Raw genomic sequence first — 14,875 nt, 5'->3', positions numbered from 1 at the left:
GCTCATGTTTAAGCGATTAAACAGCAGCTCTCCATGGGTGTGGATGACAGGCGGCATGGTGAGTCTTTGTCTGGTGGCAGTGCTTGGTGTCATGCTTCTGATCGGCTGGAAAGGCTTGGCGTATTTCTGGCCAGCGCCTGTTTATGAGTTCAAAATTGAAACGCCGCATGGTGAGGAAACTGCCTTTGGACAAATCTATGGCGTGGAGTCTATTCCTTCCCGTCAATTGAAAGAAGCCGGTGTTGATCTCAAAGACAAGCAGCTTGAAGAGCATCAAAGGCTGCTTATTAAGGTGGCGAATCGTGAGCGTGAAGCGCATGATTTCATTTCGGTGCTGGAACAAAACATCCTATCTCAGGTTGCTAATCCTGACCTCGCAGTCATTGAACGCACTGAAAATGGTGCATTCTTCGGTATTCCGAAAGGCTATTTGGATAATGGAAAGGTCACCACTTCCGCACTTACTCACGAGTTTTTCCAACAGAAGATTACCCAAGCTGAGATGCGACGTGCTGAGATTGCATCTATCGAGCAGCGAGAAATTGAAAAAGTTAACTATCAGCTCAATGCTCTGAAAACAGAGAGAGCGTCCTATCTGAGTGACGGAAAAGCGGTTCCTGCAAAAATTCAGGATGCCATCGGCACCTTGGAGTTGCGTTACCAATCACTTGAAGAAGTGCTTTTGCAGCGTCGTGCGGATTTCTCTTTGGATAGCCTTATTGTTACAGACCGCTATGGCGACAACGTCCGTATCGCGTTGAATGATGTGTTGGGGCTATGGTATCCCAATGACATGAGTTGGCCTGAAAAGGTTGCGCACTGGGCAAGTCAGATTGCAAACTTCGTCACGGATAACCCGCGGGAAGCCAATTCAGAGGGCGGTGTTTTTCCTGCTATTTTCGGCACAGTGCTGATGGTGCTATTGATGTCCATCATGGTGACCCCACTCGGCGTGTTGGCGGCTGTTTACCTTCATGAGTATGCCAGAAAGAATGCTTTCACCCGAGTGATTCGCATTGCGGTAGTGAACCTGGCGGGTGTGCCTTCCATCGTGTATGGCGTCTTTGGCCTGGGCTTCTTTGTTTACTTCGTCGGCGGCAGTATCGACTCACTGTTTTATTCGGAGACACTGCCTAACCCAACGTTTGGCACGCCTGGGATATTGTGGTCGTCATTGACGCTGGCAATCCTGACGTTGCCTGTGGTGATTGTGTCAACTGAAGAAGGCTTGGCTCGAATCCCCAACTCTGTGCGTCACGGGTCTATGGCGCTTGGCGCGACACAGGCTGAAACGCTTTGGCGTATCGTTTTACCTATGGCGAGTCCTGCTATTATGACGGGACTGATTCTGGCTATCGCCCGTGCGGCGGGTGAAGTGGCACCCCTGATGCTGGTAGGTGTTGTAAAGGTGGCACCGAGTCTGCCACTGGATGGAAACTTCCCGTTTCTGCATTTGGACAGAAAGTTCATGCACCTTGGTTACCACGTTTATGATGTGGGTTTCCAGAGCCCAAATATTGAAGCGGCGAGGCCGTTGGTTTATGCCACATCCTTGCTGTTGGTGACTGTGATTGTCAGCCTGAATCTGGCGGCTATCACTATCCGTAACCACTTGCGCGAAAAGTACCGCGCGCTGGAACAAGAAATTTAAGCGTTAGAGGACATCGCGACGAAATGATATCTATCAATGCCAACATTGGATTACCGGGACCTATCGATCTGTCATCACTTCCTGATGAGCAGACGGCACTGGTTATCCAGAATTTGAATCTCCATTACGGCAATTCTCAGGCATTGTTCGATATTAATATGCGTATTCCTAAAGGTAAGGTCACGGCGTTTATCGGCCCTTCCGGTTGCGGAAAATCTACTCTGCTTCGTTGCATCAATCGTATGAATGACTTGGTGGATGGCTGTAAGGTAGAGGGGGAAATTCTGCTTCATGGCACCAACGTCTATGATGAAGCGGTGGATGTGCCAGCACTTCGCCGTCAGGTGGGCATGGTGTTCCAACGACCGAATCCTTTTCCAAAGTCTATCTACGAAAATGTTATCTACGGATTGCGTCTGCAAGGCGTGAAAAACGTACGTACGCTGGACGACGCGGTAGAACGTTCGCTCCGTGCGGCAGCGTTATGGGATGAGGTGAAAGATCGCCTTCATGACAACGCGTTTGGTTTGTCTGGCGGCCAGCAACAACGATTGGTGATTGCGCGCGCTATCGCGATTGAGCCAGAAGTCCTTTTGCTTGATGAGCCTACATCGGCACTGGATCCGATCTCCACGCTGACGATTGAAGAACTCATCAACGATCTTAAACGTAAATATACTGTGGTGATCGTTACCCACAACATGCAACAAGCTGCGCGTGTGTCTGATCAAACTGCCTTTATCAACCTAGGTAAACTGGTAGAATACGCCGATACAGACACGCTGTTTACCACACCGAAAAACAAGCAAACCGAAGATTACATCACTGGCCGATACGGTTAAGGAATTGCACGCAAATGATGGACAACCAAAATATCAGCCGCCATATTTCAGGACAGTTTAATGCTGAACTGGAAGCTATCCGCACCCATGTGCTCGCGATGGGCGGATTGGTAGAGCGACAGCTGACTGACGCTTTGCGTGCGATGCATTATCAGGATGTGGAACTGGCAAAACAGGTGATCCGTGAAGACCATAAGGTCAACTCGATGGAGGTCGCTATCGATGAAGCCTGTACCAGAATCATTGCAAAACGCCAACCTACAGCAGGTGATTTGCGTTTGGTGATTGCGATTATCAAAACCATTACCGACCTTGAGCGTATCGGCGATGTCGCGGACAGTATCGCGAAGATGGCGCTAGATAACTTTTCCAATCATCAACAACCGTTTTTGGTGTCACTGGAAAACCTGGGCCACAAAGCTGCACGTATGCTGCATGATGTGTTGGATGCGTTTGCGCGCATGGATGTGGATGCGGCAATGAAGGTTTACCACAGCGATGACCATCTGGATAAGGAATACGAAGCTATTATACGTCAGTTGATGACTTACATGATGGAAGATCCGCGTTCTATTCCTAATGTTCTCAAAGTGATGTGGTCTGCTCGCGCGATTGAGCGGGTGGGGGACAGATGCCAGAACATCTGTGAATACATTATTTACTTTGTGAAAGGTAAAGACATCCGTCATACCAACAAAGAGCAGTTGGAAAAAATGCTGAAATAGCGCTTTGGTATCGACATTGTACAGGTCAATAAAAAACCCGCGGTGAGCGGGTTTTTTGATTCTGGCATTTAGGTATCGAATTAGCGAACGGCTTCGAAAAATCCCGTACCTGGCTGATAGTCACCTTTCATGCCGACCAACTGGCCGTTGTCGTCGAAAGAAAGAACCAGTTCTTTCTGTTCTGGCTCTTCATGTCCAGGCTTTAGATATTGAACAAAATACCAAGTATTCGGATAGCCAGACTCAACCAGCATAGGTGGACCAAGTAAGAACTTAACCTGCTCTTTGGTCATGCCAAATTTGAGCTCTTCGACCGCGGTTTGGTCGATGTAATTTCCCTGATTAATATCTATGCGATAAACCAGCTTGTTAACCCAAGAACAGCCTGAGAGGCTAGCCAGAACAAGGGATGCCGCAACGATGTGTTTCCAACGCATGACTTCTTACTTCATTTCCAAAATAGGGGACGATGATAAACAAGCAAGTGAGAGAAGTAAAAAACTCTTGTCTCAACTTGCTTGTTCGACCGTGCTATTGGGGAAAAGTTTCTTTCTCTTTATGCTAAGAGCCTCTATGCCGCAATAAGCAGCTCTTTAGCATTGGCGAGTGTGTGTTCAGTAATTTCGCTGCCACCGAGCAGTCGTGCCAGTTCTTGAACGCGGGACTGAGTATCCAGCGGGATCATGCTGGTAGTGGTTTTTCCTTTCTCGCTGGCTTTCGCCACGAACATTTGCTGATGGCCACAGCCCGCAACCTGAGGTAAGTGCGTCACACACATCACCTGTGTTGATTCACCTAACTTACGAAGCAGTTTGCCGACAATGGCAGCTGTTGGGCCACTGATACCTACATCCACTTCATCGAAGATAAGGCTTGGTGTATCCACTTTCTGTGCAGTAATCACCTGAATCGCCAAAGATATACGGGAAAGCTCACCACCGGAAGCCACGCGCCCTAACGCTTGCATTGGCTGGCCCGGGTTGGTGGAAACCAAAAGCTCGATACTGTCGAAGCCCAGCGGTGACAAATGACTTTCCGGTTGGCTATCCAGTGCAATATGGAATTTGCCGTTTTGCATGCTAAGTTCATGCATGCTGGCAGAAATCAGTTTATCCAACTCTTTGGCGTAACGCTTACGGCTCTTACTGAGTTTCTCAGCGGCTGCTAGACACGCTTGGTGCTTGAGTTCGACTTGAGCGGCAAGCTGTTCAATCTGGTTATCGCTGTCATTGAGGTTTTCAAGCTCATTGACCAGAGACTGATGGGTGGAGAACAGCTCTTCAGGAGAAACCTGATGTTTGCGTGACAGACGCATTATGGTCGCCATACGTTCATCCAAATAGCTCAGACGCGCAGGATCCATATCCAGGCTATCCATATAGCTTGAGATCTCGTGGCTGGTTTCCTGCACCTGTATGCAAGCTTCGTCCAGCATCTGTGTCAGGTCATCGAAACGGCTGTCCATCGCGGCGAGCTCGGCAAGTTTCTGCTGGGCAAACTGCAGCAACTGCATCGCGTTGTTTTCATCATCTTCACTTAATGCCTGGAGGACGCTTTGGCTGCAAATCGCAATGTCGCCACAGTTGGAAAGACGCTTGTGCTCCGCTTCCAACTCTGGATATTCGGTTTCACCTAACGCCAATTCATTGAGCTCGTTTACCTGGTATTCCAAAAGCTGGCGTTGGGCTTCGAATGCTTCTTTGTTCTTTTCCAACTGCTTGAGCTCGTTTCGTGCGGCACGCCAGTCTTGATAACGTTGGCGCATTGTAGCGAGCAGGTTTTGATGGCCGGCATATTGGTCGAGCAATGTCAGTTGATAATCATTTTTCATCAAAAGCTGATGGGCGTGCTGACCATGAATATTGATAAGGTGTTGCCCCAGTGCTTTTTGCTGGGAGGCAGGTACAGGGCTGCCATTAATGAAGGCGCGTGAACGGCCCTCTTTGGTGATCACACGTCGCAGAATGCACTCATCACCATCGACCAGCTCATTGTCTTCCAGCCAACGTCTCGCGGCAGGATTGTTCTGGAGTTGGAAGAGCACCACGATTTCGGCTTTTTCCTCACCGGGACGAACCATTGAAGCATCCGCGCGATCGCCCAGACACAAACCCAGAGCATCAATAGCGATGGATTTACCTGCACCGGTTTCGCCGGTAATGGTGGTCATTCCTTGTTGGAAGTCGAGTTCGAGTGCTTTAACAATGGCAAAGTTTTGAATTGTGATGTGTGCCAGCATGAGCCTATACCTGTATTTATCATCACCTGTTGTTTGTACAGTATATACTGTGTTTGTATACAGTAAAGATGATCAGGTATGAATTAGAGATGAAATTGTGATGTGGGTTAAAAAACGAGCAGTGAGAGTGGTGAAAATAAAAAAGAGCAGCCTAAGCCACTCTTTTCATAAACAATGTTCGTTCCTGCTTTATCAGAAGAGTTTGCTCGACCAGCCCAATTTGGTTCGCAACGTTTTGTAGTAGCTGTAATTTTTAGGATGGATAAGCTTCAACAGTGAAGGGCTTCTGTAGATATGTACTTCATCCCCCGGATTAACAGGCAAAGACACCTGACTATCACAACTCACTTCCAAGGTGCTGCCGTTATCCGGTGAAACCACAAGCTTAATATGTCGTTTAGCATCGACGACCAAAGGACGGCTCGACAGCGTATGCGGGAACATGGGAACGAGTGAAATCGCATCAATGCTCGGTGACAGGATAGGACCACCACCAGAAAGGCTGTAAGCCGTTGAGCCTGTTGGCGTCGAAATGATAATGCCGTCGGAACGCTGGGAGAAGGCGAAGTTATCGTCGATATAGACTTCAAATTCGATCATGTGCGCGACTTGCCCAGGGTGAAGCACTGCTTCGTTAAGCGCCGCGTTATGGCTTTTTACCTGACCGTGACGGTGCACTTCTGCTTCGAGCAAGAATCGGTGATCTTCGATGTACTCACCGGACAATACTGACGTCAGTGCGTCCTCGTATTCATCCGGATCGAGATCGGTCAAAAAGCCGAGGTTGCCCCGGTTGACACCGATAACAGAAATATCAAAACGGGAAAGGACACGGGCTGCGCCAAGCATATTTCCATCACCACCAATGACAATAGCTAAATCGGCTTTAGCACCCAGCGAAAGTAAATCGTGGAAGTCATCAGCAGGAATATCGAGGTAATTGTCGAGACGATTGTCGACCAATGTGCGGTAACCCTGTTGGGTCAGCCAGTGATACAGGCTTTCATGGGTTGCTACCGCTTCTGGGTTTCGCGGTTTTCCTACCAAAGCTATAGTGTTAAAACGCTTTGACATCTTATTGATCCTGCACAGTTTAGTGGCTTGAGTATAAGTGATTGCCCTACACTTGTCGTGCATTGCGGCAAGAGACACCTTGAAACGTGACCATTCATCCCCATAATAAGCAAAACCGTCGAGATTGATGCCCCAATCCTTGAGATTTTTGGGGTTCAACACAGTGTATTGTGTCGGAGAGAGCATGAGCAAAGAAGAAAACAAGATCCAGGAAGAAGAATTGCAAAACGAAGCAGTGGAAGCACAGGCTGAAGAAAATGCCCTTGATGCTGAAACTGATGCAATGATTAGCCGGATCACTGAGCTTGAAGCTGCACTTGAAGCAAGTGAAGCGACAGTGAAAGAGCAACAAGACAGCGTACTGCGCGCACGTGCAGATATTGAAAATATGCGTCGTCGTACCGAGCAGGAAATCGACAAAGCACGTAAGTTTGCTCTGGAGCGTTTCGCGAACGAACTGCTTCCTGTTATCGACAACATGGAACGCGCAGTAGAGATGGCGGACAAAGAAAATGACGCCCTCAAGCCGATGATCGAAGGCGTTGAGCTAACGCTGAAGACCATGAAAGACGCAGTGGAAAAATTCGGCCTGAAAGAGCTGAACCCACACGGCGAACCGTTCAATCCAGAATTCCATCAGGCAATGTCTATTCAGGAAAGCGCAGATCACGAGCCAAATACTGTGATGTTCGTGATGCAGAAAGGCTATGAACTGAATGGTCGTGTTGTTCGTCCTGCCATGGTAATGGTTTCAAAAGCCGCTGCTGGTAACGTGAACGAGCAGGCATAAGCCGAATTTAAGGAAAAACCCGCTTTTTGCGGGTTTTTTTCATTTCAGGCCTTGAAAGCCAATAAGTCGCCCTTATTTAAGGTGCATCAAAAAGAAAATTTAAAAATTTTTCTTGTGCAGGGTTGAACCCTAAACCGCGACCCCCATATATGGGTTAACGCAACATAGACGTAAGACGAATTTTCGGAGAAAACCAAATGGGTAAGATCATTGGTATCGACTTGGGTACTACCAACTCATGTGTAGCAGTACTGGACGGTGACAAGCCACGCGTAATCGAAAACGCAGAGGGCGATCGCACAACGCCATCAATCATCGCGTACACCCAAGACGGTGAAACTCTGGTAGGTCAGCCAGCAAAACGTCAGGCAGTGACCAACCCAGAAAACACGCTGTTTGCAATCAAACGACTGATCGGTCGTCGCTTCGAAGACGAAGAAGTTCAGCGTGATATCGAAATCATGCCTTACAAAATCGTTAAGGCTGACAACGGCGATGCATGGGTAGAAGCTAAAGGCCAGAAAATGGCAGCTCCTCAGGTTTCAGCTGAAGTTCTGAAGAAAATGAAGAAAACTGCAGAAGATTTCCTGGGTGAGGAAGTCACTGGCGCAGTTATCACAGTACCTGCGTACTTCAACGACGCACAGCGCCAAGCGACTAAAGACGCTGGCCGCATCGCGGGTCTGGAAGTTAAACGTATCATCAACGAACCAACTGCTGCTGCGCTGGCTTACGGCCTGGACAAGCAAGGTGGTGACCGTACTATCGCAGTTTACGACCTGGGTGGTGGTACTTTCGATATCTCTATCATCGAGATTGACGAAGTAGACGGCGAGAAGACGTTCGAAGTACTGGCAACCAACGGTGACACTCACTTGGGTGGTGAAGACTTCGACAACCGTATGATCAACTACCTGGTTGAAGAGTTCAAAAAAGACCAAGGCATCGACCTGCGTAAAGATCCACTGGCAATGCAGCGTCTGAAAGAAGCAGCTGAGAAAGCGAAAATCGAACTGTCTTCTGCGCAGCAAACTGACGTGAACCTGCCATACATCACTGCAGATGCGACTGGTCCTAAGCACATGAATGTTAAAGTGACCCGTGCGAAGCTGGAGTCACTGGTTGAAGATCTGGTTCAACGTTCACTGGAGCCACTGAAAGTAGCACTGGCTGACGCAGACCTGTCTGTTAACGACATCAACGACGTAATCTTGGTTGGTGGTCAGACTCGTATGCCAATGGTTCAAGCGAAAGTTGCTGAATTCTTTGGTAAAGAAGCACGTAAAGACGTGAACCCGGATGAAGCAGTTGCAGTAGGTGCAGCGGTTCAGGGCGGTGTACTGGCAGGTGACGTGAAAGACGTTCTGCTGCTGGACGTAACGCCACTGTCTCTGGGTATCGAAACCATGGGCGGCGTGATGACCAAGCTCATCGAGAAGAACACCACTATCCCTACTAAGGCGAACCAAGTGTTCTCTACTGCTGAAGACAACCAAAGTGCAGTAACGATTCACGTACTGCAAGGTGAGCGTAAGCAGGCGACGTACAACAAGTCTCTGGGTCAATTCAACCTGGAAGGCATCAACCCAGCACCACGTGGCATGCCACAAATCGAAGTTATCTTCGACCTGGATGCTGACGGTATCCTGCACGTATCTGCGAAAGACAAGAGCACAGGTAAAGAGCAGAAGATCACTATCCAGGCATCTGGCGGTCTGAGCGACGACGAAATCGAGAAAATGGTTCAGGAAGCGGAAGCGAACAAAGAAGCCGACAAGAAGTTCGAAGAACTGGCGTCTGCGCGCAACCAAGCTGACCAAATGGTTCACGGTACTCGCAAGCAAATCGAAGAAGCAGGCGACGCACTGCCAGCTGACGAGAAAGAGAAGATCGAAGCAGCAATCAGCGAGCTGGAAGAAGCACGTAAAGGCGAAGATAAAGAAGCTATCGACGCAAAAGTGCAGGCACTGATCGCAGCATCTCAGAAGCTGATGGAAGTGGCTCAGCAGCAAGCACAAGCTGCGCAAGCTCAAGACGCCGGTGCAGAGCAAACTAAGCAAGACGACGACGTTGTTGATGCTGAGTTTGAAGAAGTAAAAGACGACAAAAAATAAGACTGGATAACGTCCCAGAAACAGGTCTTGCGACGGAAAAGCAGCAAGACCTGAATCGAAAGATTTAACCGTTTTTATTTCGCACGGGCGCAGGAGGATTTTCTCCTTCGCCCGTAGTTGTATGATACGGGGCTAACTTTTTTTGCCCGGTATAGAAGCAGGTGACAAGCAAAACATGTCAAATCGTGATTTTTATGAAGTGCTTGGCGTAAGCCGCGACGCCAGTGAGCGTGACATCAAAAAGGCGTACAAGCGTCTTGCGATGAAGTACCACCCGGATAAAAACCCAGGTGATGAAACGGCAGCCGAGAAATTTAAAGAAGTGAAGCTGGCGTACGAAATCCTCACAGACGATCAAAAACGCGCAGCTTACGACCAATACGGCCATGCAGCCTTTGAACAAGGTGGAATGGGCGGTGGCGGCGGCTTCGGTGGCGGCGCAGACTTCAGCGATATCTTTGGTGACGTGTTTGGCGACATCTTTGGCGGTGGTCGCCGTGGCGGTCAGGCCCGTGCCCAGCGTGGTGCAGACCTTCGCTACAACATGGAGCTTTCTTTAGAAGAAGCAGTCCGTGGTGTGACCAAAGAGATTGATGTCCCGACTTACGTAAGCTGTGACCCATGTGGTGGCAGTGGTGCAAAACCAGGTTCATCGCCACAAACGTGTGGAACCTGTCACGGCCAAGGCCAAGTGCAGATGCGTCAGGGCTTCTTTGCTGTACAGCAGACCTGTCCAACCTGTCACGGTCGCGGCAAAATCATCAAAGACCCTTGCGATAGCTGTCATGGCCAAGGCCGTGTTCAGAAGACCAAGACCCTTAGTGTGAAAATCCCTGCAGGCGTAGACACGGGTGACCGTATTCGTCTAACAGGTGAAGGTGAGGCCGGAGAATTTGGCGCACCAGCTGGCGATTTGTATGTACAGGTACACGTGCGTGATCACCACATCTTCACCCGTGATGGCAACAACTTGTACTGCGAAGTACCAGTAAGCTTTACCATGGCAGCACTGGGCGGCGAAGTAGAAGTACCAACGCTCGACGGACGCGTGAATCTGAAGGTTCCGACAGAAACACAAACTGGCCGTATGTTCCGCATGCGTGGCAAGGGTGTGCAGTCAGTGCGTGGTGGTGGCCTTGGCGACCTGATCTGTAAACTGGTGGTAGAAACCCCGGTAAACCTCAGCAGCAAACAAAAAGAATTGTTGCGTGAGTTCGAAGAATCACTGGGTGGCAGTGCCGCGAAAAAGCACAAGCCTAAATCAGAAGGCTTCTTCGATGGCGTGAAGAAATTCTTTGACGATCTGACCAGCTAACAGTCAGAGAGAGATAAAAATTAAAAACCGGCGAATTTCGCCGGTTTTTTATGTCCAACAATCACCGTTGTCAGCTATGGCGCTTCCATCTTTTTTGAAGTTGTACTGCTCTGAAGCGGCATTGATAACCATGGTGTGGCAGTCAGTATCTTTGTCTTGTCGTGATGTGGATTTAGGTTTTGCCTGAAGGCGATAGGCATCGTTGTTGCTTCCAAAAGTAATTGAAAAATCATACTCATCAGAAACCTGGCACTTATTACAAATTAAAGGAATATTTTTGCTGGCTTCAGTAGCAGGGTCTTGAGGGTAACCACCTTTCGAGGTGTAAGTCTGCTCAACATGAGTCTGTAGCTGATACAAATCCACTTGGACTCGGCTACGTTCTGATTTGACTAGGTATTCCCCTACCGCTGGTACAGCAATCGTTGCAATGGCGCCAATAATCGCAATTGCTATCAAGATTTCGAGCAACGTCATACCTAAATGTAATGTCTTAGTTCTCAGCGTCATTTTTTGGTTTGCCATGCGTAAAATTCGTTTTAATTCCAGAGATCTACGGTATCGCCGTTGATAGTATGGAAACAAGGTACAGCAGACGCTAAAGGAATTTGTTGTGAGATATTGGAATCTACAGCGCGGATTTAGCTTAATTGAAATGATAACGACGGTGTCTGTATTGGCAGTCGTCACAGCGGTGGCTGTGCCAACCTATGTGTCTTCCCACAAAGCGGCTGTTGTAGAAAATAAGGCCTCCCAATTACTTTCGGTCCTGGAAGTTGGACAATCAGAATCCCTGCGACGCCATCGCAATATTTATGTGCATTATGTGCCCTCAAGTGAAACGGATAACGGCTGTATTGGGCTCAGTGAAAAATCCGAAGTCGCAAACTTCAGTTGCTCTGACAGTGAAGGTCTGCAGAAGGTCATTTTGGAGAAAGGGGCAATGGTTAATGTCCAAGAGCCTGCACTTACAGAACCAGCAAAACTTTTCTATTTCTCTCCTATATCTGGCATGCCTTCAAATGACAAAACGGTGAAATTAGCGCATGGAGAAGAAACCGGCAAAGAATCAGGGATTATGATCCGTAGGTATGTCGGATTGAAAGGGTGTAGCAATACTGCTGTGACCGGTTGGGAATCGTGTCCATCATGAGACGTGCCCGCGGTTATACTCTGGTAGAAATGATGGTTGGTGTGACCGTCAGTTTGATTGTCATGGCTTCCTCTCTGGCGCTTTTTACCATCAATACCGAATTTGGGACCAAGCAACTTCAAAACGACTTTCTGAGATCCCAATTAAACATCATCGCAGACACGATGAAAAATGAGATAGCACGTGCAGGGTTTTGCTACGACTGTACGTCGGTGAACCCTTTTATTAAGGATGATGAGGCAGGTGCTTCATCATCAGTATTGATTGATGACAGCGCTTCGAAGGTTGAGGGCGGGGAATGTATCCGGTTTGCCTATAACCACGATAAGCGTTCCGGGGCTTCAGCAATCAATAAAGATGACGCCAAAGGATATCGATTAGGTAAGGACAGCAAAAACAATTCGGTAATCGAGGTTTACGAAAACTGGGGCGCGTTAGCGAATTGGAAATGTGACAGTGGCTACTGGCGAGATATGACATTTGACCGGTTGGTCATTGAGAGCCTTATTTTTAAACGCACTTTCCTACAAGGAGTCGCATCGACCAACAAGGCCCAAATGGTTGATGTGACCATCACTGCATCATTGAAAATGATAGTTCAATCAAAGATACCGTGAATTTCACCGTATCACTTGCGAATGTGGATGGCTAACAAGCATGAAGAGTCAAAAAGGAATGGCAACCCTCGCTGTCGTCAGCGGCATTTTGCTTATTGTTGCTTTGTTCGCGGTTTCGGTTGCTAATTCTGGGCTGGCCGACGTTAAGAAGACGCAAAACCAGATTTTGGATGCAAAGCAGAGAGCGAGTGCAAAGGCCGGATTGGACTGTGCGATTGCGGTGTTTGAGCAGAATGGACCGACAGCCATTTCACTAAGTGACGGAAGTTTTGGAACCACTATTTCTGACAACTGTAGAGAAAAGACTGGCAGCCAAATTGTGCTTTCTGGTAAAGAAAGTCCATGGTTGCTAACGTCTTCTTCAGGCTATGCAACGTATAGCGCTATGGTCAGTGGAGGCGGGGGGACTGCATCTGCTTTCAAAACTTCTGGTAGCTTGGTTATAGAGGGAGGTAACTCGTGGGTACCAGCCAAAGGGGCTCATGTAGGTAAGGAAGGGCAAACCAATATTTATGAGTGTTTAGCTATAGTTGCAGGGGGGGACGTTACGATTGATACGGGCGACTCGAACGCTACTTTCCAATCAGAACTATTGGCTACCAATTTAGAGCAGTGCAAGGAAGGGTTCAGTACAACTGTCGCATCTAAAACTCGAAAGATGAATGACTTCGAGTCGGACATTTTGTATCAGCAACCTAATATGAACCTTTTCAAAGAAAAGTTTCAAGAACCTAAAAGTAACTGGGAAAAAGTGAGGGATGACTTTGACGCAGTGTTCAGTACTTCGGGTACTACGACTATAGACAATGGTAACGGTACAGAGACAGTAAAAAGTAATGTCGAGCTATGTGGGAAGACGATTACGGATAAGAGAAATAGCATAGTTGCGGGAGCTGGGCACGCGACGGGCAAATTGGTAACAGTTTGGGTCGATGGGGATTGCAATATGGCTGGAGTGGCTAGCGATAGTGCCAATCCTGTATTTATCGTGGTGAAAGATGGAGTGATTGCTTACAGCGGTGCATTGGCCAATTTCAATGGTTCTATTTTTCAATTTAATCATGAAAGAAATGATTTCCAAAATTCATGGCTGGATGTCAGCGAGTCGACTGATGATGAAGGAAATAAGGTAACTAACGTTTCTTGTACATCGGGTCCAATGGCAACTTTTTGTGATTTGTTTAATGAGCCTGATGCATTAGGAATGGAAGTGGACAACTGGAAATATCTTCCTTTTCTATTCCATGGCTCTTTTGAAACAAAAGGCAGTTACATTGTGGACGTAGAAAAAGGAACGTCAAAGGTCTTTGGCGCGTTCAAACCAGGGTATGATGAAAGCATCGATGATGATGAACTTTTTCCCTCCGAGCCAAAGCTGGTAAAAGGAAGTATTCATGACTTCTAACAAAGGCTTTTCACTTGTAGAGACGCTTATCGCTATATTGGTCGTTGTTTTGTCTGGTGTTGGAACGTTAAAGCTATATAGCCACCTCGAAGTTGAGAAGGCGAACGCACTTATGTTTGTTGAAGCAAAGCAAATTGCGGAGTCTCAGATTGCTTTACTGCAGACATTGAATACCACAGGTTCAGATTGCGAAGGCAAAACAGTAGAAAATATTCAAAGCTGTCAGTTAACACTGAATGAAGGCTCGTTATATAGCCTTTCAGTGACGCCTACCAAAACGCTTCAATACACGCCAGCCAGTGGTATGGCCGTAACCTACGCCAAGATAATGGATGTTAAAGTCAGCTGGAATGACAGAAATGGCACAGCTCAAAGCCTTTCTCTCCCGGTTTCTGTGTCTAAATTCACCAACCTGCTGGATTAGTGAACGGTTAATCGGTTTTTGTGACTCTTTTCGCAAAAAGCCCTTGCCAGAATTCGAGACCTCCCTATAATGCGCCCCATCGACACGGCAAGCGGCTCCCAATAAGGAAATGTCCACCAAGTCGAAACGCGAAAACTTCCTCATCAAGGCATTGATAAATGCGGTGAAGAGGCAAGTCAACAAGGTGTTTTGAGGGTTGCGAAAGCAACGCTGAAAAATCTCAAAATTTCTTCTTGACTTCATCGCCCGGCAGCGTAAAATTCGCAGCCCTGACGGTGAGAAGCAACGCTTCTTCAAGTCAACGTTCTTTAACAATTTGACCTATGCAATCTGTGTGGGCACTCGTGATTGATAGACAAAAGATTTATCGATGTTTACTGAGTGACCAAACGAAAACTCTTCGGAGTTATCGGCACAGTCAATTTATACAGTATTTCATCGAGCCAAAAACTTTAATTGAAGAGTTTGATCATGGCTCAGATTGAACGCTGGCGGCAGGCCTAACACATGCAAGTCGAGCGGCAGC

At 47.8% G+C, this 14,875-nt stretch carries 14 protein-coding genes and 1 rRNA gene; 11 read left to right on the top strand and 4 right to left on the bottom strand.

Features of this window, described 5'->3' with window-relative positions:
• Positions 1-4: 4 nt before the first annotated feature.
• From pstA to phoU, 3 genes are read left to right on the top strand one after another with little or no spacing between them, the layout of a single operon-like run.
• Positions 5-1,651 (top strand): phosphate ABC transporter permease PstA, encoded by a 1,647-nt coding sequence (gene pstA, locus G5S52_RS22060; RefSeq protein ID WP_165018527.1) that lies wholly within the window; start codon positions 5-7, stop codon positions 1,649-1,651.
• Between the two features lie 23 nt (positions 1,652-1,674).
• Positions 1,675-2,493 (top strand): phosphate ABC transporter ATP-binding protein PstB, encoded by an 819-nt coding sequence (pstB, locus tag G5S52_RS22055; protein WP_165018525.1) that lies wholly within the window; start codon positions 1,675-1,677, stop codon positions 2,491-2,493.
• A 17-nt stretch (positions 2,494-2,510) separates the two neighbouring features.
• Entirely contained in the window at positions 2,511-3,218 is a 708-nt protein-coding gene (gene phoU, locus G5S52_RS22050) for a phosphate signaling complex protein PhoU (protein ID WP_039849517.1), read from the top strand.
• Between the two features lie 80 nt (positions 3,219-3,298).
• Here the strand turns inward: phoU and bamE are convergent, their stop codons facing one another.
• The 3 genes from bamE to nadK all read right to left on the bottom strand — a co-directional run bounded on the left by bamE (position 3,299) and on the right by nadK (position 6,531).
• On the bottom strand, positions 3,299-3,655 hold the full coding sequence (gene bamE, locus G5S52_RS22045) for an outer membrane protein assembly factor BamE (protein WP_165018523.1): 357 nt from the start codon (positions 3,653-3,655) through the stop codon (positions 3,299-3,301).
• 134 nt (positions 3,656-3,789) lie between these two features.
• The gene (recN, locus tag G5S52_RS22040) at positions 3,790-5,457 is read right to left on the bottom strand and encodes a DNA repair protein RecN (protein ID WP_165018521.1); all 1,668 of its coding nucleotides are present in this window, start codon (positions 5,455-5,457) and stop codon (positions 3,790-3,792) included.
• A 192-nt stretch (positions 5,458-5,649) separates the two neighbouring features.
• The gene (gene nadK, locus G5S52_RS22035; protein WP_002535679.1) at positions 5,650-6,531 is read right to left on the bottom strand and encodes an NAD(+) kinase; all 882 of its coding nucleotides are present in this window, start codon (positions 6,529-6,531) and stop codon (positions 5,650-5,652) included.
• Positions 6,532-6,715: 184 nt separating this feature from the next.
• Here nadK and grpE point away from each other — a divergent pair, with 184 nt between their 5' ends.
• The 3 genes from grpE (at position 6,716) to dnaJ (ending at position 10,750) form a co-directional block, all read left to right on the top strand.
• Positions 6,716-7,321 carry a nucleotide exchange factor GrpE gene (gene grpE, locus G5S52_RS22030; RefSeq protein WP_002535681.1) on the top strand — a complete coding sequence of 202 codons (606 nt, stop codon included), beginning with the start codon at positions 6,716-6,718 and terminating at the stop codon, positions 7,319-7,321.
• Positions 7,322-7,518: 197 nt separating this feature from the next.
• On the top strand, positions 7,519-9,435 hold the full coding sequence (gene dnaK / locus G5S52_RS22025; RefSeq protein WP_165018519.1) for a molecular chaperone DnaK: 1,917 nt from the start codon (positions 7,519-7,521) through the stop codon (positions 9,433-9,435).
• Positions 9,436-9,610: 175 nt separating this feature from the next.
• Complete coding sequence (dnaJ, locus tag G5S52_RS22020) at positions 9,611-10,750, top strand: molecular chaperone DnaJ (RefSeq protein ID WP_002535684.1); 1,140 nt, start codon at positions 9,611-9,613, stop codon at positions 10,748-10,750.
• 48 nt (positions 10,751-10,798) lie between these two features.
• On the opposite strand, the gene G5S52_RS22015 is transcribed toward dnaJ, so the two are convergent.
• Positions 10,799-11,275, bottom strand: a complete 477-nt coding sequence (locus G5S52_RS22015; protein ID WP_235956477.1) for a type IV pilin protein — start codon at positions 11,273-11,275, stop codon at positions 10,799-10,801.
• A gap of 88 nt (positions 11,276-11,363) precedes the next feature.
• On the opposite strand from G5S52_RS22015, the gene G5S52_RS22010 reads away from it, so the two are divergent.
• The 5 genes from G5S52_RS22010 to G5S52_RS21990 form a co-directional block, all read left to right on the top strand.
• The gene (locus G5S52_RS22010) at positions 11,364-11,903 is read left to right on the top strand and encodes a pilus assembly FimT family protein (RefSeq protein WP_368737490.1); all 540 of its coding nucleotides are present in this window, start codon (positions 11,364-11,366) and stop codon (positions 11,901-11,903) included.
• Positions 11,900-12,520, top strand: coding sequence for a PilW family protein (locus G5S52_RS22005; RefSeq protein ID WP_235956475.1), 621 nt, complete (start codon positions 11,900-11,902; stop codon positions 12,518-12,520). The genes G5S52_RS22010 and G5S52_RS22005 overlap by 4 nt, the downstream gene beginning before the upstream one ends.
• 40 nt (positions 12,521-12,560) lie before the next feature.
• A complete protein-coding gene (locus G5S52_RS22000) occupies positions 12,561-13,925 on the top strand; it encodes a hypothetical protein (protein ID WP_165018517.1) in 1,365 nt (454 codons plus the stop codon).
• Positions 13,915-14,349, top strand: coding sequence for a type IV pilus modification PilV family protein (locus G5S52_RS21995; protein ID WP_165018515.1), 435 nt, complete (start codon positions 13,915-13,917; stop codon positions 14,347-14,349). Before G5S52_RS22000 ends, G5S52_RS21995 begins: the two co-directional genes overlap by 11 nt.
• 453 nt (positions 14,350-14,802) lie before the next feature.
• A 16S ribosomal RNA gene (locus G5S52_RS21990) occupies positions 14,803-14,875 on the top strand; the annotation flags it as partial.

This window comes from Grimontia sedimenti (assembly GCF_011045095.1).
Taxonomy (GTDB): Bacteria; Pseudomonadota; Gammaproteobacteria; order Enterobacterales; family Vibrionaceae; genus Enterovibrio; species Enterovibrio sedimenti.
This window is presented reverse-complemented; position numbering and strand designations above follow the sequence as displayed.

Excerpts from the sequence above, each read along its gene's own strand:
- dnaK (WP_165018519.1), top strand. The coding sequence starts at position 7,519 with ATGGGTAAGATCATTGGTATCGACTTGGGTACTACCAACTCATGTGTA.
- nadK (WP_002535679.1), bottom strand. The coding sequence starts at position 6,531 with ATGTCAAAGCGTTTTAACACTATAGCTTTGGTAGGAAAACCGCGAAAC.
- G5S52_RS22015 (WP_235956477.1), bottom strand. The coding sequence starts at position 11,275 with ATGGCAAACCAAAAAATGACGCTGAGAACTAAGACATTACATTTAGGT.
- phoU (WP_039849517.1), top strand. The coding sequence starts at position 2,511 with ATGGACAACCAAAATATCAGCCGCCATATTTCAGGACAGTTTAATGCT.
- G5S52_RS21995 (WP_165018515.1), top strand. The coding sequence starts at position 13,915 with ATGACTTCTAACAAAGGCTTTTCACTTGTAGAGACGCTTATCGCTATA.
- grpE (WP_002535681.1), top strand. The coding sequence starts at position 6,716 with ATGAGCAAAGAAGAAAACAAGATCCAGGAAGAAGAATTGCAAAACGAA.
- dnaJ (WP_002535684.1), top strand. The coding sequence starts at position 9,611 with ATGTCAAATCGTGATTTTTATGAAGTGCTTGGCGTAAGCCGCGACGCC.
- bamE (WP_165018523.1), bottom strand. The coding sequence starts at position 3,655 with ATGCGTTGGAAACACATCGTTGCGGCATCCCTTGTTCTGGCTAGCCTC.
- recN (WP_165018521.1), bottom strand. The coding sequence starts at position 5,457 with ATGCTGGCACACATCACAATTCAAAACTTTGCCATTGTTAAAGCACTC.
- pstA (WP_165018527.1), top strand. The coding sequence starts at position 5 with ATGTTTAAGCGATTAAACAGCAGCTCTCCATGGGTGTGGATGACAGGC.
- G5S52_RS22000 (WP_165018517.1), top strand. The coding sequence starts at position 12,561 with ATGAAGAGTCAAAAAGGAATGGCAACCCTCGCTGTCGTCAGCGGCATT.
- pstB (WP_165018525.1), top strand. The coding sequence starts at position 1,675 with ATGATATCTATCAATGCCAACATTGGATTACCGGGACCTATCGATCTG.
- G5S52_RS22005 (WP_235956475.1), top strand. The coding sequence starts at position 11,900 with ATGAGACGTGCCCGCGGTTATACTCTGGTAGAAATGATGGTTGGTGTG.